Source organism: Blautia sp. BIOML-A1, from assembly GCF_009883055.1.
Taxonomy (GTDB): domain Bacteria; phylum Bacillota; class Clostridia; order Lachnospirales; family Lachnospiraceae; genus Blautia_A.
Genome location: NZ_WWVR01000021.1, coordinates 1 through 17,634 on the forward strand (window position 1 = coordinate 1; position 17,634 = coordinate 17,634).

Annotated in this window: 18 protein-coding genes; 1 reads left to right on the plus strand and 17 read right to left on the minus strand. The window is 46.0% G+C overall.

Annotated features, from left to right (window positions below):
• On the minus strand, positions 1–75 hold a 75-nt coding region (locus tag GT674_RS18250; RefSeq protein ID WP_161285418.1), incomplete at its 3' end, for a helix-turn-helix domain-containing protein.
• 456 nt (positions 76–531) lie between these two features.
• Here GT674_RS18250 and GT674_RS10400 point away from each other — a divergent pair.
• Positions 532–1,092, plus strand: a complete 561-nt coding sequence (locus GT674_RS10400; protein WP_161285630.1) for a hypothetical protein — start codon at positions 532–534, stop codon at positions 1,090–1,092.
• Between the two features lie 65 nt (positions 1,093–1,157).
• Here the strand turns inward: GT674_RS10400 and GT674_RS10405 are convergent, their stop codons facing one another.
• The 16 genes from GT674_RS10405 to GT674_RS10480 form a co-directional block, all read right to left on the minus strand.
• Positions 1,158–2,117: a tRNA dihydrouridine synthase gene (locus GT674_RS10405; protein WP_161285631.1), complete on the minus strand. Its 960-nt coding sequence runs from the start codon at positions 2,115–2,117 to the stop codon at positions 1,158–1,160.
• The gene (gene miaB, locus GT674_RS10410; RefSeq protein WP_161285632.1) at positions 2,114–3,550 is read right to left on the minus strand and encodes a tRNA (N6-isopentenyl adenosine(37)-C2)-methylthiotransferase MiaB; all 1,437 of its coding nucleotides are present in this window, start codon (positions 3,548–3,550) and stop codon (positions 2,114–2,116) included. Before miaB ends, GT674_RS10405 begins: the two co-directional genes overlap by 4 nt.
• Before the next feature lie 188 nt (positions 3,551–3,738).
• On the minus strand, positions 3,739–4,635 hold the full coding sequence (locus GT674_RS10415) for a M14 family zinc carboxypeptidase (protein ID WP_161285633.1): 897 nt from the start codon (positions 4,633–4,635) through the stop codon (positions 3,739–3,741).
• A 126-nt stretch (positions 4,636–4,761) separates the two neighbouring features.
• A complete protein-coding gene (locus GT674_RS10420) occupies positions 4,762–6,990 on the minus strand; it encodes a hypothetical protein (protein WP_161285634.1) in 2,229 nt (742 codons plus the stop codon).
• Positions 6,991–7,198: 208 nt separating this feature from the next.
• Complete coding sequence (locus GT674_RS10425; protein ID WP_161285635.1) at positions 7,199–8,449, minus strand: glutamate-5-semialdehyde dehydrogenase; 1,251 nt, start codon at positions 8,447–8,449, stop codon at positions 7,199–7,201.
• Between the two features lie 29 nt (positions 8,450–8,478).
• A complete protein-coding gene (locus tag GT674_RS10430; RefSeq protein WP_161285636.1) occupies positions 8,479–9,036 on the minus strand; it encodes a 5-formyltetrahydrofolate cyclo-ligase in 558 nt (185 codons plus the stop codon).
• Complete coding sequence (locus tag GT674_RS10435) at positions 9,014–9,235, minus strand: DUF896 domain-containing protein (RefSeq protein ID WP_161285670.1); 222 nt, start codon at positions 9,233–9,235, stop codon at positions 9,014–9,016. Before GT674_RS10435 ends, GT674_RS10430 begins: the two co-directional genes overlap by 23 nt.
• A gap of 65 nt (positions 9,236–9,300) precedes the next feature.
• Entirely contained in the window at positions 9,301–10,155 is an 855-nt protein-coding gene (gene proB / locus GT674_RS10440; protein ID WP_161285637.1) for a glutamate 5-kinase, read from the minus strand.
• Positions 10,156–10,218: 63 nt separating this feature from the next.
• Positions 10,219–10,713: an rRNA maturation RNase YbeY gene (gene ybeY, locus GT674_RS10445; protein WP_161285638.1), complete on the minus strand. Its 495-nt coding sequence runs from the start codon at positions 10,711–10,713 to the stop codon at positions 10,219–10,221.
• Complete coding sequence (locus tag GT674_RS10450; protein ID WP_161285671.1) at positions 10,710–11,723, minus strand: PhoH family protein; 1,014 nt, start codon at positions 11,721–11,723, stop codon at positions 10,710–10,712. Before GT674_RS10450 ends, ybeY begins: the two co-directional genes overlap by 4 nt.
• Positions 11,716–12,942, minus strand: a complete 1,227-nt coding sequence (locus tag GT674_RS10455) for a sporulation protein YqfD (protein WP_161285639.1) — start codon at positions 12,940–12,942, stop codon at positions 11,716–11,718. The genes GT674_RS10450 and GT674_RS10455 overlap by 8 nt, the downstream gene beginning before the upstream one ends.
• Before the next feature lie 8 nt (positions 12,943–12,950).
• On the minus strand, positions 12,951–13,226 hold the full coding sequence (locus GT674_RS10460) for a YabP/YqfC family sporulation protein (RefSeq protein ID WP_265107698.1): 276 nt from the start codon (positions 13,224–13,226) through the stop codon (positions 12,951–12,953).
• Positions 13,227–13,329: 103 nt separating this feature from the next.
• A complete protein-coding gene (locus GT674_RS10465) occupies positions 13,330–13,878 on the minus strand; it encodes a DUF2284 domain-containing protein (protein WP_161285640.1) in 549 nt (182 codons plus the stop codon).
• Between the two features lie 16 nt (positions 13,879–13,894).
• A complete protein-coding gene (locus tag GT674_RS10470) occupies positions 13,895–14,221 on the minus strand; it encodes a cupin domain-containing protein (protein WP_161285641.1) in 327 nt (108 codons plus the stop codon).
• A 66-nt stretch (positions 14,222–14,287) separates the two neighbouring features.
• A complete protein-coding gene (gene rlmH / locus GT674_RS10475; RefSeq protein ID WP_161285642.1) occupies positions 14,288–14,767 on the minus strand; it encodes a 23S rRNA (pseudouridine(1915)-N(3))-methyltransferase RlmH in 480 nt (159 codons plus the stop codon).
• A complete protein-coding gene (locus GT674_RS10480; RefSeq protein WP_192926013.1) occupies positions 14,767–17,535 on the minus strand; it encodes an FtsK/SpoIIIE family DNA translocase in 2,769 nt (922 codons plus the stop codon). The genes rlmH and GT674_RS10480 overlap by 1 nt, the downstream gene beginning before the upstream one ends.
• Positions 17,536–17,634 lie beyond the last annotated feature (99 nt).

Genomic DNA, 17,634 nt, shown 5'->3' on the forward strand with positions numbered 1-17,634 from the left:
TGTTTTTTCTATCTGCACACGTTGTTCTGCATTTGGATAGATTCTTATTTTTACTGCCCGGTTTATTTTCCTCACCTCTTATTTCTATATGTTGATAAATGATTTCAATCATTGCTTTTGAACATCTTGTTCTTTTATTATAATACAAAACCGCCACCAGAACAAGTGTTTCTTCTCTTTATTTACAAGATTCTTTTGAGCATTTATGCTCAGAGCCACAATTCATCTCACTACCTGAAGAGGTAGGAGAATTCTTGCTAAGCTTTGTTAAAGCGGATCTTATTTATTTTATTAGTACAATAAAATTGAGGCATTCCACACGTAATGATATGACGTAGAAAAACATCTGATTCACCCTTCCCATTCATGGCAGCAAGTCTGTGTTTGAAGTGCAACCAGAAATTGAAAAAAATAACCTGAAGATATAGACTATACTCACACCAAACCAAAATCCGAATAATTTTTATTACAAAACTTTATGATTTCATGGTATACTTATGAAAAACAGATATGAAGAAGGAATGAGTGATTATGAGATACAAAGACGAGATAAGGATCGGGGTCATGGCGGCATGCTTCTGCTGTGTGATGGTTCTGATTTACGCAGCCGTCCCCAAGGATGTCAGTGTCCTTAAGGCACGCAGCACTAGTACATTTAAGGAGGCGCCGGAAACTGCTGCCGAGGCACAGGCACAGGCAGAGTCTGACGCCGAGGATACCGGATTTACTATCTATTCCCAGGACAGCAATTATGACTACGATACTTCTTCGGATACCGCTGCCTCTGACAGCACTCAGGATACCACCACTACGGATCCTGCCCCGGACACGACAGACACTTCCCAGTCTTCGGATCCGTCTTACGACAGCACTGCTTCCGGTGACTATGCCAACGAGGACAGTGATTCCGGTGATTATGATACTTCCGATCAGATCACATATCCGACAGAAGATTCTACTGATGGCACGCAGGATACCGATACTTCTGGAGATGCTTCCGGTGATACTCAGATCGATTATGATACCGGTGGTTCGGATTCCGATTCTGAGCTTTTTAATGAAAATCTGGTCCAGGAAGAAACTTACTATTAAGATTTCCACAGACCTAAGAAATGGCAGGTATGATCTCTATAATGAGAAACATATCTGCCATTTCTTTATCTTATTAAATTTCCTGGATCAAACACCGCACTTTCACTGCCAAACAGTTCCATCACGGCACTTTCATATACCACGCATTTCTCGCTCTTTTTGATCTTTTTGAGATATTTCTTGTTATCCGAAAACAGTGGTGCCATATAAAACCAGAGTTCTTTCATCTTGAAGAGCACGTTCCGGTCTCCGGAAACCTCCTCGCGGTAAGTATGATATACCAGATCGTGAAATTTCCGGAATTCTGACTTCGTAAGTTTTTCTCCACCACGAAGTTCTCTTGCAAGAGCCGGGTCTGCCAGCACTCCCCGGCCTGTCATAACAGCTCCCAGCTCCGGAAATTTCTCACGGATTCTCCGATAATCTTCTACACAAAAAATATCCCCATTATAACAGACCGGATTTCTGCTTTGGACAAAGGCTTCTGCAAAGGCAGAAAGATTTGGCGTGTTTTTGTAAAAATCCTTCTGCACCCTTGGATGGATGATCAGTTCTTCCAGAGGAAACTTATTATATACTTTCATCAGTTCAGAAAATTCCGAGGCATCCTCCATTCCCAGGCGGGTTTTTACCGAAATCTTCATATCGCACTTCTCAAAAACAGTATCCAGGAATCGTTCCAGTTCCCCTGGATCTTCGAGAAAGCCCGCGCCGCAGCCCTTGGTCACAACCGTTTTTGACGGACAGCCTAAGTTCAGATTGACTTCCCTGTAACCATATTCCTTAAGAAGCTCCACTGTGCGGATAAAATCCTCTGCCTTTCTTGTAAGGATCTGCGGAACAGCATACATTCCCTTATTATTCTCCGGCAGCAGGTCTTTCTTTTCTCTCCCGCTTAAGTTCAAATTCTGTTTCGCACGGATAAACGGAATGAAATATTTGTCAAAGCCATCGAAGCAGGTAAAAAGAGCCTTTCGATATACATAATTTGTAATCCCCTCTAACGGGGCAAGATAAATCTTCATTCGTTCTCTTCCAGGGTTCCCAGATAATAGAAACCTTTGCATTCATCAAGATGTACTTTGACATATTTGCCAAGAAGGGATTCATCTCCTGCAAAATGTACCAGAAGATTATACTGGGTTCTTCCGGTGAAAATTCCCTTTTCCTTACTTTCTTCTTCTACAAGGACTTCCTGCACACTTCCCTCGAATCTGGAGGAACGTTTGCGTCCTTCGTTCTGTACCAGTGCCAGAAGGCGGTTAAATCTTTCTTTTGCCACGTCCTGCGGTACCTGATTCTCCATAGCTGCTGCCGGTGTATCACTTCGTTTGGAATACAGGAAGGTAAAGGCTGTGTCATATTCACATTTTGCGACAACGTCCAGAGTTTCCTGGAAGTCTTCTTCTGTCTCACCCGGGAAACCGACAATGATATCCGTAGTCAGAGAGATATCCGGGATTGCTGTGCGGATCCGCTCTACCAGATCCAGATACTTCTCTTTGTCATAGCGGCGGTTCATTACCTTCAGAACACGGCTGCTGCCGGACTGGAGCGGAAGATGAAGGTGATGACAGATTTTTTTGCTCTTAGCCATGGTTTCGATCAGCTCATCGGAGAGATCCTTCGGATGAGAGGTCATAAAGCGGATTCTCTTAAGACCTTCAATATCCTCCAGCATTTCCAGAAGCTGTGCAAATGTAACCGGATTTTCCAGAGTCTTTCCATAAGAGTTTACGTTCTGACCAAGGAGCATAACCTCAGAGACACCATCTGCAGCCAGACGCTTTACTTCTTTGATGATAGCCTCCGGCTCGCGGCTTCGTTCACGTCCGCGGACATACGGCACAATACAGTAGCTGCAGAAGTTGTTGCATCCAAACATGATATTAACACCGGATTTAAAGGTATAATTTCGTTCTGTAGGAAGGTCTTCCACAATCTGGTCTGTTCCCTCCCAGATATCTACAATCTGCTGCTCAGACTGCTGCATTTCATAAAAGAGCTCAGCAAATTTAAAAATGTTGTGCGTACCAAAAACAAGGTTTACAAATGGATAGGTCTTCCTGATCTTCTCCACAACATGTGGCTCCTGCATCATACAGCCAAAAAGCACGATCTGCATATCCGGGTTCTTGTCCTTCAGGCTGTGAAGATGTCCGAGTCTTCCATAAACCTTAAGGTTTGCATTCTCACGTACCGTACAGGTATTGTAGATCACCACATCGGCATCCTCGCTATCCTGTCTGTGATATCCGATCTCGTCCATGATCCCGGCCACAACCTCAGACTGTTTCTCGTTCATCTGGCATCCGAAGGTGGTCAGACAATAAGTAAGAGGGCGTCCAAGTGTGTTGGATTTCTGTGCACTAAGAGTCTGTGCCAGTTCGATAAAAGAATTCTGGCGTGCAGTTTCTTCGGCAGTCATTGTATTTGTTTTCTGTGATTCTTTTGTCATTTGATAACTCCTTATCCATATACAGGTCGTACACCGGTTCGACCTGAATGTATTCTGTTTATGCATCTGCAATTCTTGTTGAAACTGTTCGTAACTATTCAGAAGGTGGCATTTTTCCTTATAACTGTGAAGATACTGAACAGTTATCTGTATTTTACAAAAAAATCGGAATATGTGCAAGCGTTATATCAAAGAGAAAACAGGTACTCAAGCGGAAGCGTATGGATCTTCCGGTACTCGTTCTGTCTCTGTTCCTCCTTATCCTCGCTTTCTTCTTTCAGTGTTTCAATCCGAAACGATGGTTTATGACAGATTTCTGCATAAAACTGCTCGGGTGAACCGCTTCCCGGACGACCGGCAACAGAAAAATCTCCCTGTCCCGCCGGCAGATTGTCCATATAGTAGCTGCTGCATTTCTGCAGATGTCTGGCCAGACGATAGCTTTTCTGGTTCGCGGCAAAGGATCGGGACTGTTTAAAGTACAGAATGCGATTCCTGAAATGATTGAATGACAGAAGTCCGCTGCTTGGATATTCCTGAAAGATACGGATCAGCGCCTTTGTTTCATTTTCACTTGCAGGCTGCTGCATGACCTGTCTGCGCTGATAGTACTGCGTAGGAAAATTTTTGCGTAAATCTATCCCTCGTCCATTTCCCGTATATTCTTTTGCCGGAATTTCCTGCATCCGAAGCATCTGCCGATAGATCGGATTGCGGATCGCCTGAAAATCCCTTTCATAAATCTCATACCCATCCGGATTCAGAAGAGGGATGAAACACAGTCGCCACTTATCTAAAGCCTCCCTGACATCGTAGATTTCTTCTATCTTCCATCCGCTTTCCCAGGCTTTGGTATATTCCTGGATCATCCGAATCAGAAACTTCGGTGTCTGCCTGTCCGGGCCGGTAAGCCCCGAAAGACAAAAAATACAGCTATTTCCTTTTCCAAGTTCTATCATGGGGATCATTCTTTCATCGTGACTCTTTCCGATGATCCGAAACTGTGCGATCTGGCGGTAACGCTGAGACATCTCCCACATTTCATAATAAAGATCTTCATATGTACAGGAACGTGTATCTGGCATAATCTTTTCCCTCCATTTCTTGTAAAAAAACTTTATCCAGAATCATGTATCTGCCCTGTATTAATATATGAAAAGAGGCAGGTCAAAAGAACCTGCCTCCAAAAAAATATTCAGTTTTGTACATTATCAGATATCTTTTTTACGTTTACGGATCAGGATATAGCCTCCTGCCAGCAGTGAGAGTGCTGCCAGTGCCACCATGGCTCCGATCGGAGATTCATCGAGAGTAGAAACTGCTGACTTGGAACTGGAGCCGCCATCCTTCTCTGATGCTGCTTCCGTTGCAGTCAGCTCGGCATCTGTCTTATCACCACTGCCGCTTCCGTCTCCGCCTCCACCAGAACCATTATCGCCTGCAGCTCCGGTCGGAGTTACTGTAAGATCCTCCGGAGAAAGCTTCTGTGAACTGAACTGTGTCTTCACAGACTCAATCACATCTGTATCCTGCCATTCTGATCCATTGTAAATCTGTTTCTTGAAGAATACATAGATGTTGTAAGTCTTGGCATCTGCAATACCCTTCGGGGAACCGATCCTGAATGTGGTATTCTTCTCACCTGATTTCGTAGGATTCTCTGAAAGACTCCAGTACATCGGAATCCATCTCTCATCCCCGGAAACATATGGCTTCTCGTCATTCTGTCCTGCACCTGTTACGCTGAATTCATAGAAAGTGCCAGGAGTGAATTTCAGTGGATTCTCCAGACCTGTGATCGTACTCTTAGTAACCGCATAGGTACGTGCCGGACGAGTAGATGTAGTTGCCGCACCCGGACGTTTCTTCTTAAAGGATGCGGTATTTAATTTAAAAATACTCATCTTGGCCTTGCCAGAATCAGGTTTCGCACAGACAACCAGCCAGGTATCTGCCTCCGGAACATTCTCTGCCTTAACGGTAAAACTTGTGTTTGCTTTCGCTACGTTTGTGGCACGACTTGCATCATACATGTTCTGGATCACCTTTGTATCAGTATCTGCATCTACAAAGAAGTAATACCATTTGCAGTGCTGTGTGGTAGACATCTGCAGGGAAACTGTTGTATGATCTGTCCATTTCAGTGAACCACTCTTATACTTCAGGAAAGAAGGTGTCTTGGTTGGGGTCACTGTCGGCTTCGTTGTCGGTTTTGCTGTCGTAGTTGGCTTAACAGACGGACTTACCGACGGGCTCACGGATGGACTCACGGACGGCTCTGTTGCTTTCTTTTTAAGTGTTGCTTTGTTTGTCTCTGTATCTGGATTCAATATATATTCCTCTGTATCATAACTGAATTGTTCTGCCACAGTTTTAAAATCTACAACTGTCACACCCTCTGCCACGGCAAGTACCTCTGTACCCTCTGCCGCACCGGCATGGGTGAAAGAAATATCAGAACCGGTAAGTTCATCTGTGATAACAAACTCCGCTGTCCCATCCAGATATACGTTTGCCTGTGCATCACCGATCTTATTATCCTTCACTGCGACAGTTCCCTGAACGCAAACAGCTGAATCACTGTAGACAGCACCTTTGGCACCGGTGTTTCCGGTGATCGTGCCGCCTGCCAGAACAATCTGTCCGCCTGTACAGTTGACAGCCGCACCGTCTGCACTGCTGATGTTTCCGCTGAGCACTACATTGGAAAATAATCCAAAGCTTCCACTGTCACTCACGTTGACGATAGAGCCTTCTGCTGTCACCGCTGCATCCGTAAATGCACCGCTGACTGTCAGGCTGCCTCCGTCCTTTGTTTCAAATGACAGGGAACTGTTCTCACCGGATACCTTAAACATATCTCCGGTAAAGGAATCTGTCTCTCGGGCAATGGAGATATCTCCAACTGCACAGATGGAGATTTTCCTGCCGGATACGTTAACTGTAGATGATAAGGCAATCGGCTTGGAAACTTCGATCACTGTAGCAGATGACTCCGCTGTTGCGGCCTTTGCTGCATCTATCGCCTCCTGAAGGCTGTTATAATATTTCGGTGTGACATTTCCATCTGCATCAACTTCATTAATCGCAATTCCGGTGTCGGTCTGCTCCTCAGCCGGTGCTTCAGTCGGTTCTTTGTTCTCCTCCGTTGTCTCAGCCGGGGTTTCTGTTTCCTGCTTCTCTTCCTGTGCAGGCTCGGCCGGTGCTTCTGCAGGATTGGACTCAGCTGGTGCTTCCGCCGGCTGCTCTGCAGGTGCCTCAGTCGGTTCTTTATTCTCCTCTGCTGGCTGTTCTTCTGCCGCAGATTCCTCTGTATTCTCACCAGCTCCAAGATCTCCTGCTTCTTCTGCCGCAGTATCTGCCGCCATTGCAGTAACCGGTACTCCTCCGGCTGCAAGTGCTCCGGCCAGGATCATTGCATATAACTGTTTACGTCTCAATTTAAATCCTCCCATGTGTCTTCATTTCACAATCACAAATATGTAAACTTCGTATTGTCGATTGTAAATAAATATGCAGCATCGTCAAAACGCTTCTTTTCAGTTAAAGTTTGTAATAATAAACTGTATTTCATTATACACACGCCTCTGTGAAATGTCAAATCAACGATGCCTGTTTCCGGTCATTATCGTTCGACCTTTTTTGCCTTTACTGTCGAATCTGGCCGTTTCCATAGATAATGTATTTGGTTGTTGTCAAAGCAAGGAGACCCATAGGACCTCTCGCATGAAGTTTCTGTGTACTGATCCCGATCTCAGCTCCATAACCAAATTCAAATCCGTCTGTGAATCTGGTAGAAGCGTTTACATATACTGCTGCCGCATCTACCTCATCCAGGAATTTCTGTGCATTCGTGTAATTCTCTGTGATGATCGCCTCAGAATGGCCTGTGTTATATTGATTAATATGTGCGATTGCTTCCTCTACATTATGCACAACCTTGATCGAAAGAATGTAATCCAGATATTCCGTTCCCCAGTCTTCCTCTGTCGCAGAAACCGCACCCGGCATCAGTTCTTTTGATTCCTTATCGGCACGCATTTCGACATGCTTCTCTTTCAGCTTCTCTGCAAGAACCGGAAGAAGTTTTTCTTTCACATTTTCATGGACCAGAAGCGATTCACAGGCATTGCAGACACCGACTCTCTGCGTCTTGGCATTCATGATGATATTGACCGCCATCGTAAGATCTGCACTCTCATCTACATAAATGTGGCAGTTTCCGGTTCCGGTCTCGATCACCGGGATGGTGCTCTGGTTTACCACTGCCTTGATAAGTCCTCTTCCACCTCTCGGGATCAGAACATCGACATATTCATTCATTTTCATGAATTCTGCTGCCGTTTCACGGGAGGTATCCTCAATAAGCTGGATGGCATCTTCTGTCACTCCATGAGAACGTAAGGTTTCTCTGATGCAGTCCACGATTGCCTTATTTGAATGAATTGCGTCACTGCCGCCTTTGAGAATTACAACATTTCCTGTCTTGAAACAAAGACCAAACGCATCTGCCGTAACATTCGGACGTGCCTCATAGATGATTCCCACAACACCAAGCGGAACTCTTTTCTGCCCGATCAGAAGACCGTTCGGGCGTTTTTTCATTCCTGTTACCTCACCGATCGGATCCTCCAGGGAAACGAGCTGGCGAAGTCCCTCTGCCATTCCCTCGATTCTTTCCTTTGTGAGGAGAAGACGATCCACCAGACCTTCCGGCATCTGATTCTCTCGTCCGTGTGCGACATCGACTGCATTTGCTTTAAGCAGCTGTTCGGTACACTCTACAAGATGCTCTGCCACAGCCTCAAGGACCTCATTCTTCTTGTTTGTTGTTATGTTTCGAAGCTCTGTCTCAGCTTTTTTGGCGTTTTTTCCAAGCTGCAGTAACCTTTCATTCATGGCCAAAACCTCCTTCGGAAATATGTCTTTTATTTTGTAAGTGAATAGATTGTATTTTCGGTAACGATAAACTCCGGAGAAATATCCGTCGGTTCCGTCGGAACAGAGGGCAGAATCTGGAATTCAAAAGCCACAGCCACCCTCTTTATCATCGGATGCTTCTCAAGAAAGCGGTCATAAAAGCCACCTCCATAGCCTACCCTGTGGTTCTGCGGATCAAATGCCACTCCCGGCATGATCATCATGGCATCCTCCCACTGAATGATCTCACCGCGTGCAGGTTCCGGGATCCCGAAGTATCCCTTCTCAAGCTGTGCAAAATCCGTCAGCTTATAAAATACCATATCCTGTCCGACAACCTTCGGAACCGCTACTTCCTTTCCCTGCTTCCATGCTTCTTCGATCATAAAACCAGTCATAACCTCATGATTGTAATCCGCATAGGCAAGGATCCTCTGTGCATTTCGAAATTCAGGGAGTGCGGCCATTCTGGCTGCGATCTCACGGCTCCAGGTTTCCACCTGTTCATCGGTACATTCTTTTCTGAGCTTAAAAATCTGCTTTCTAATGAGTTTTTTTGTTTCCATATTTTTCACCTAAGTTTGTGACAGATCCATCGGATTCCTTAATGCTGATGTTATTGAGCTGTGCCTTCAGATTACCTTTGACCGCTGCAATATATTCCTTACGCAGTTCTGCCTGCTCAGCCTTTTCTTCTTCTGTAAGTCCTACACTCTTGGCCTTGTGTGCCAGAGTATTGATGCGGTCTATTTTTGTATTATCCATTCCCATTGTGGTATCTCCTTTTTAAGTAATCTGTAACTGTTCATTACCCTCGCAGTTCTGAATAGTTACAGTAATTTTTCGATGTAGTCGATCAGGAAAAATTCTTCCTTCTTATCACTGACAAACAGAGTTCCATAGTCACGGCCCTCCACGATCTTGTGGATGATGTGGAAATCCGCGCCATTTGCAATGACCATGTCCGCGCCTGCTGCCGTCGCGATCTCGGCAGCTGTAAGCTTCGTTGCCATTCCCCCTGTTCCGACTTTACTCTTCGGTCCTTTGCCCATGCTCAGAAGTTTCTCATCCAGCTTCTCTACCACATGAATAAATTCTGCATCCGGATTGCTGTTCGGATCATCTGTAAACAGTCCGTCAATATCGGAGAGCAGAATCAGAAGGTCCGCTCCGATCAGGCCTGTGATCACGGCTGACAGGGTATCATTGTCGCCAAAGGACTCCATCATCTCCAGCTCATAGCTGGAAACAGAGTCGTTCTCATTTACGATCGGAATCGCTCCGACGCTCAAAAGCTCTTCGAAGGTATTTCTGGCATTCCTGCGGTTCAGATTGTTGACCATGGTACTCTTGGTCATCAGTATCTGTGCTGCCACCTGATTGTATTCAGCAAACAGCTTCTGGTAGATCATCATAAGCTTTGCCTGTCCAACGGCCGAACATGCCTGTTTCTGTTTAAGTTCTGCCGGCTTTCCATGAAATCCAAGTGCGGAAGCTCCTACTGCCACGGCTCCTGAAGTTACCAGTACTACATCCTTGCCCTGATTGTGAAGATCACTTAATTCACGAACCAGCACTTCAAGCTTACGCAGATCCAGTTTGTTTGTCTCTTTGTGGATCAGAGAAGAGGAACCTACCTTCACCACAATTCGTTTTTTATCCTTTAACATCTCACGGTAATTCATTGTTTCGTATCTCTCCAAGTATAATTTATTGTCGTATCCTTCTGCTGCCCTGAGAAAGACAGATTATCTGGTAATCCCGAGATCATCCAGGGCTTTGGCCTGTTTCTGCTCCATTACGGCAGCCTCCTCGGGTGTCATATGATCGTATCCGAGAAGATGGAGCATGCTGTGTGCAAACAGGAAACTGAATTCACGTTCGATGCTGTGTCCATATTCCTGTGCCTGAGAATAAACTCTGTCTACAGAGATCATCACATCTCCAAGGAGCAGTTCATCGGTATCCAGATCAAAATATTCATCCTGATCATCGATCACCGAATAATCTGCCGGCTTCTCAAACGGGATCATCGGGAAAGAGAGCACATCTGTCGGCGAATCGATCAGGCGGAATTCTGCATTTACTTTGCGAATCTCTTCATTATCTGTAATAACCAGGTTCACGCTGATCTCATACGGACATTTCTCCAGTTCCAGAATGTGGGAAGCTATTTTTTCTGCAAGTTTCTCATAGGGTATTTCCAGTTTTCGTTCTGTTTCATACTCAATCTGAATGGTCATTTTTTCTTCTCCTCACTGCGTCTCGCCGTACTTCGTCTTACCGGCTTCTGCTTCTTTTCGTAATCATCGTAGGCCTGTACGATCTGCTGTACCAGCGGATGACGGACAACATCCTTACTGGTAAGCTGACAAAATCCTATATCATCTATTTTCTTAAGTACCTTGGCCGCAACATCAAGTCCGGACACAGCATCCCTTGGCAGGTCCTTCTGAGAGGCATCACCGGTTACGACTACCTTGGAACCAAAACCGATACGGGTCAGGAACATTTTCATCTGTGCCGGTGTTGTATTCTGTGCCTCATCCAGAATAATAAACGCATTATCCAGTGTACGTCCTCTCATATAGGCAAGCGGTGCAACCTCGATCAGCCCGCGCTCCATGTTTTTGGCAAAGCTGTCGGCTCCCATGATCTGATACAGAGCATCATACAAGGGACGAAGATATGGATCTACCTTGCTCTGAAGATCTCCCGGAAGAAATCCAAGCTTCTCCCCTGCCTCGATCGCCGGTCTGGTCAGAATGATCCGGCTGACCTCCTCATTGCGGAAGGCTGTTACCGCCATTGCCATCGCCAGATACGTCTTACCGGTTCCCGCCGGTCCGATTCCAAATACGATCATCTTCTTACGGATCTGCTCAACATATTCCTTCTGACCCAGTGTCTTGGGTTTGATCGGACGTCCCTGGATCGTGTTGCAGATAAAATCCTTATCTATCTCTGTAAGTACCTGATTTCTCGCTTCCATCGCAAGGGATAATGCATATGTCACATTCTGCCGGGTGATGGTGTTTCCCCTGCCCGCAAGCGTTACCAGTTCCTCTATCAGCTTCTTCGCCTGAGTTGCGCTTCCATCTGTACCCAGAATCTTGAGCATTCCGTCTCTGGATATCAGTGTCACATTCAATGTACGCTCGATCAGCTTCAGATGTTCGTCAAACTGGCCGAATACATTTCCTTCCAGATCTGCGGGTACCTGAGTGTGTAACTCAATAATGCTGTCAGTCATTCTCTGTTGTCCTTTCTTCGGGCTGCTCCCTTCTCTCAATGGGAACCTCCCTTCCGGTTTTTTCTATAATTTCCAAAGACCCTTTACTGATGCAGGTCTCATGGTCAACCTCTATTTTAACATTATTTGCAGATATTTGAACCCCTTTTTCCATTAATTTTTTCTCATAAGCCTGTAAAATCTCCCAGGAAAGAAGCTTTGCTTCCTGTTCCGTGTACTTTCTGGCAGTTTTTTTATATTCTTTCCGGATGATTTTTCCATAAGAAACCGGCAGAAAAAAGCTCTCCGTCACCTGAAACGGGTGATATTCTATGGAACGCTCAAACCCTTTTTCTGCCTTCTCTCCAATGGCCAGACACCAGTTTCCCGCCCGAAAAAAGACACCTCTTTTCTCTTTTCCGGTAAAAATTTCCACCTGGTATGCAAGTGGTACTTCATGATAATATGCCTGTTTATATTGAATATAGATATCCGCATCTGCCTTTACATACTGATACTGATAAACCTCCTGGCTGTCGTTTTTTAATTCCAGTTCACCCGATACCAGGATATCTCCTTTTTTGCATACCTCTCCCACATGAAAAAGCGGTACACCTGCGCGGGTGATCATCTTTACGATCTTTCCGTCTTTTTCTGCTGCCAGGCTAAAAGCGTTCTGCGTAGTCTCTTCCTTCCTTTCGCTCAGGATCCCCTCCCGGATCTCCAGACTCAGGCTGGTTCCCTCCATCTTTACCGAAACCCAGGTCATCTCCGGATATTCTTCCCTCAGTGCCTCGGCAAGCCTGCCACAGTTTACTTTTTTCCTTGAAATACCATGCACGACTCCCTGCTCTTCCAGAAAATCCAGGATTTCCTGTGTACTGCATCGGCGGTTTCCCTCGACATGGATATTCCAGATATGTCCCGATAAAAAAATAAAAAGACCGATCCACAGTAAAATACCAAGAAAAAAAGCCTTTCTCTTTTTACTTCTGTAAAAAAAGAAGGGCATTCCATGTTTTTCGACAATATGTATTCTGACCCGGGTCTTACGATGAAGCGGTCCAAGAAGGAAGAAATCTCTGATTGCAATGATCCCGGTAAGCTCTCCGTCAGGATGACGCAAAAGCTTTCTGACGCAGATATTTCTTCCCCTGCAGAGATTCAGGAAACGCTCCGTCTGTTCTCCCCGTATCCGGATCTTGATATAACCCTTCCAAAAATAGATCAGTTTTTCCATAAACACCTCTACTGTTCCAGGATTATTTCTGATAAACTTCCCTGAATCTGCATTTCTTCCGGTGTGTAGCACAGGATCCGAAGTGATTTCCCATGAATGATCAGTTTCCCCGAAAACGTCAGGATCACCAGCTCCTGTGTCTCATAACGAAGAATACAGCGATAATTTTCTATTCTTATCCGGCTGTTCCCGGTGACAGTAAATACAGATTCCTTCAAAGCCAGATCCCTCGGAACCTCCAGCGCCTCTGCCAGATTTTCCTTCCACTGATGTTTCTTTTTCACAAAAATCTCCGGCTTTTCTTTTAAATATATGCCGGAGATTTCTGTTTAGAATCTTAACTTGTAACTGTGAGGATACTGAACAGTTATCTTAACTTTATGCAGGTTAGCGGAACAAAACCATGGAAAACCACAGAATTGTATTGCCTCCCAGATTATATTCCATCTGCTTCTGCTCTACGATCTCACTCACCACGACGCCATGGCTTTCCAGGCAGGGATGCATCCGCTCAGGATGTCTGCAGGGTTCTCCCTTCAGATAGGCACATTCCTTACAGATGTCACAGGATTCGGTTGAAAGCGTGAAGGTACAAAAGCCTTCTCCCTTCAGATATTCCGCTACCTTCGTAGTCAGTTCTTCATGGGCATCCCTTGTTGCAAGCATTTCTTCCATATTCATAAGATCAGAAACTTCCGCAACACTGGAAAAAAAGACGGCCCGGTCATAACTGTGGATGCGGGCTTCGCACTCTTTGAGCGTACCAACCGCTGGCGGACAGGCCCAGGTTGTCCCATATCGTTCACATTCCTGCTTGCAGACGATCCTCACCCGCTCTGCCACAGACAGATCCTTGGTGTCCAGAAGGCGATATTCATAAATCGGATATTCTGCTATAAAATCTTCAAATTTCTCAGTATTTAATTCTGCCGCCATCGGACATCTCCTCCTGTTAATCCAGAATGATCAGTGCCATGAAAACAAGGTCTTCATCGCCGCTGTTTGTCAATCCGTGGCCTTTGCCGTCCGGTGTAAAGGTAACGTCTCCGGCATTTACCATGCGGAGAGTTCCGTTATCACTGTAAATTCCCTTACCGGAAAGGATATAATAAGTCTCGCTTTCGTTATGATGCTCATGATATCCAAGAGAACATCCCGGCTCCAGCGTAACCTCTGCATACATTTTGCATTTGCCGTTTAACTGTTTCTCGTCCAGAAGACGTTTGATCAGCACATGTCCTGTACCGCCTGCCATGTTTTCTACGCGTTCTGTTGTCATAATTGTTTCCTCCTCTTGTAGATAGAATTTTGATCCGTAACTATGATAGTACTGAACAATTACAGATTATTTATGATAAGGCTCGTGGTTCAGAATCCGGTATCCTCGGTAGATCTGTTCCAGGAGTATCATCTGCATTAACTGATGCGGAAAAGTCATCTTCGAAAAGCTCAGCTTAAAATCGGCTCGTCTGAGCACCTGATCCCCAAGTCCAAGAGAACCTCCAATCACAAAAGCGATCGAACTCTTTCCTTCCACGCCAAGCTGACCGATCTTTTGTGACAGCTGCACAGAATCCAGCATCTTGCCATCAATTGCAAGTGCGATCACATAATCCTGATCGCGTATGTGTTTCATCAGCCGCTCAGCTTCCGTTGCCTTGATCTGCTCGTTCAGTGCATCAGAAGCTTTATCCGGTGTCTTTTCGTCCGGTACCTGACAGAATGTAAGCTTACAGTACCGCCCAAGACGCTTTGCATACTCCGCAATTCCGTCATTTAAATATTTTTCTTTGATCTTTCCAACTGTTAAAATTCGGATTTCCATTATACGTTGTGTTCCTCTATATAAGTCTCAAATTCTTCCATTGACATCAGTACCTTACGTGGCTTTGTGCCTTCCTCCGGCCCGACCACTCCGGCATCCGAAAGCTGATCCATGATCCTTGCAGCCCGGTTAAAGCCTATCTTGAACATTCGCTGAAGCATGCCGATCGAAGCTTTCTCCTTCTCAATGATAAATTTACCTGCATCTACAAAATATACGTCATTTGCGTCACTACCGCCGGAAGAACCTCCCGACAGGCTGATCGTATTTACCTGCTGTTCGATCTGTGTGTTATAACTCACCTTGGGATTCTTATCTGCAAGAAATTCCACAATGCCACTTACCTCCTCATCAGAGACAAAAGCACCCTGCAGTCTCGCCGGTTTCTGATATCCCTGCGGATAAAACAGCATATCACCCTTTCCGAGAAGCTTCTCGGCACCGTTCATATCCAGAATTGTCCGGGAATCGACCCCGGATGAAACAGAAAATGCGATTCGGGAAGGCATATTTGCCTTGATAAGACCTGTGATGACATTGACAGAAGGTCTCTGCGTTGCAATGATCAGATGGATGCCCGCCGCACGTGCAAGCTGTGCCAGACGGCAGATCGCATCTTCCACCTCACCCGGTGCAACCATCATAAGATCCGCAAGCTCATCGACGATGATCACGATCTGAGGCATTGGTTTCTTCGGTTCCTCTCCCTCCGGAACCTCCATCTTCGCAATCTTGCGATTATATTCTCCAAGATTCCGGACTCCGTATTCCGCAAATGTATTATATCGGCCCATCATCTCAGATACTGCCCAGTTTAAGGCGCCTGCTGCCTTCTTCGGATCTGTGACAACCGGAATAAACAGATGCGGGATTCCGTTATAGACACTCAGCTCGACCACCTTGGGGTCGATCATGATCAGTTTCACCTCATCCGGTGATGCCTTGTAGAGAATACTGATGATCAGAGTATTGATACACACCGACTTACCGGAGCCCGTGGCACCCGCGATCAGAAGATGCGGCATCTTGGCGATATCTGTCACCACCGGCTTGCCTGCAATGTCCTTACCTACGGCAAAGGACAGCTTTGATTTTGCCGTCTGGAATTCCTGTGACTGCAGGATCTCCCTGAGCATGACCGCATGATTTTCTTTGTTCGGAACTTCGATCCCCACAGCTGCCTTGCCCGGGATCGGGGCCTCAATACGAATATCCGGCGTTGCCAAATTCAGCTTGATATCATCTGCCAGATTCACGATCTTGCTTACCTTAACACCCATCTCCGGCTGTAATTCATAACGGGTGACCGTCGGACCGCAGCTTACATTTGTGATCGTGACATTTACCCCGAAATTATGCAGGGTTTCCTGCAGTTTCTTTGCAGTCCTGCGAAGATGCTCATCGGAATCTCCCTGGGATCTGCCGTCTCCCCGTTTAAGGAGCTTAAGCGGCGGATAATGGTATTCCACCGGCACTTCCTCGGCCTGGGAGGTGATCTCCTTCTGAATGTTGGTGATGCCGCTCTGAATCTCCTCCTTTGAGGATTTCGGATTTTTCTTCTGCGATGCCGGAGATGATTCCTCAGCTTCTTTCCCGGCAGTCTGTGCTTCTTCTCTTGGTTCAGGGCGGACTTCATTTCTTAACTGCTCCTGCCAGTCCGCATCCTCATAGGCATCCTCCGCATCATCTGCAGATGTCACTTCTGTTCTGTCCATTGGTGCTTCACTTGTTTCCTTAACAGGTATCTCTTCCACTTCCTGCGGCAGATTCTCTTCTTCAGTCTCTGATCTGGCAAAGACAGGGAAAGAAGGCTTCTCTTCTTCTTCCTGCACAGGAACATCAGATGTTTCCGCACGATGTATCTTAAATTCGACCTGTCCCTGGCTGCTCTCTTCCATCTCCACTCTTTCTTCCGAAGATGCTGTTTCCTCGGCCGGAACCGGTTTCATCTCCCGCTCAGCAGACGGAGGTGTCAGTTTCGTTCCCGCCAGAAATTCCTGTTTCTCAGGCTCCGTCTCCTCTTCTTCGGCAAGTGCCTCCTCCAGCTCTTTCATTCTCTCTGCACGCCGCTGTTCCCTGCGCATCCTGCGCTCCTGCTGGCGGAGCTCCTTCTTAAGGTCACGCTCCGGCTGACCTTCCATATATAGTGCATGTCTGTCTCTGGCCATTGCACAGACAGCATCCCAGACACGGAAAATAAAACCAAAAAAAGATTTCTGCGTGATCAGTATCAGTGTGATCAGCAGAACCAGTAAAATGATCACACAGCCACCGACGGTACCAAAGGCAGACGTCGTTGAAATGCAGATCGCACCTCCGATCACACCACCGCCTGTATGATAACTGGAAGAAATCCTGTAATATTCAGCAAATGTCGTCTCCGCCATATAGCCTTCTGTCAGAAGCTGGACCAGTCCGCACAGAAAAATCCAGAATACCAGTCCTGCCAGAAGCTTCTTGTATGCAAGCGGATTCTTTCTGTTGGATATAAAAAACACTGCACATCCAAAAAGCAGCACCGGGAAAAGATAGGCCAGAAGCCCCATGATCCCGAATGAAGCCTGGCTGATGCTGCCTCCGACAGTTCCTCCCATACCCAGGTTGCTGATGATAAGAATTATTGAAGCGGCAAAGAAAATCCATAAAATAATCTCTGTCTGGAATCCACTGGCAACTCCCTGGTCTTTTGCAGTTTTCTTCCTGGTGTTTTTTTTCTTGGAAGTAGTCTTGGCGGTTCCTCTTCTGTTGTTCTGTTTCTTTGCTGCCATTTAGGGCACCCTCCTACTAAAATTTCAGTCAAAGTAACTGTTCATTACCTTCACAGTTACGAGTCAAAATGTCTCGCGGGATACTACCTTATGAATAGT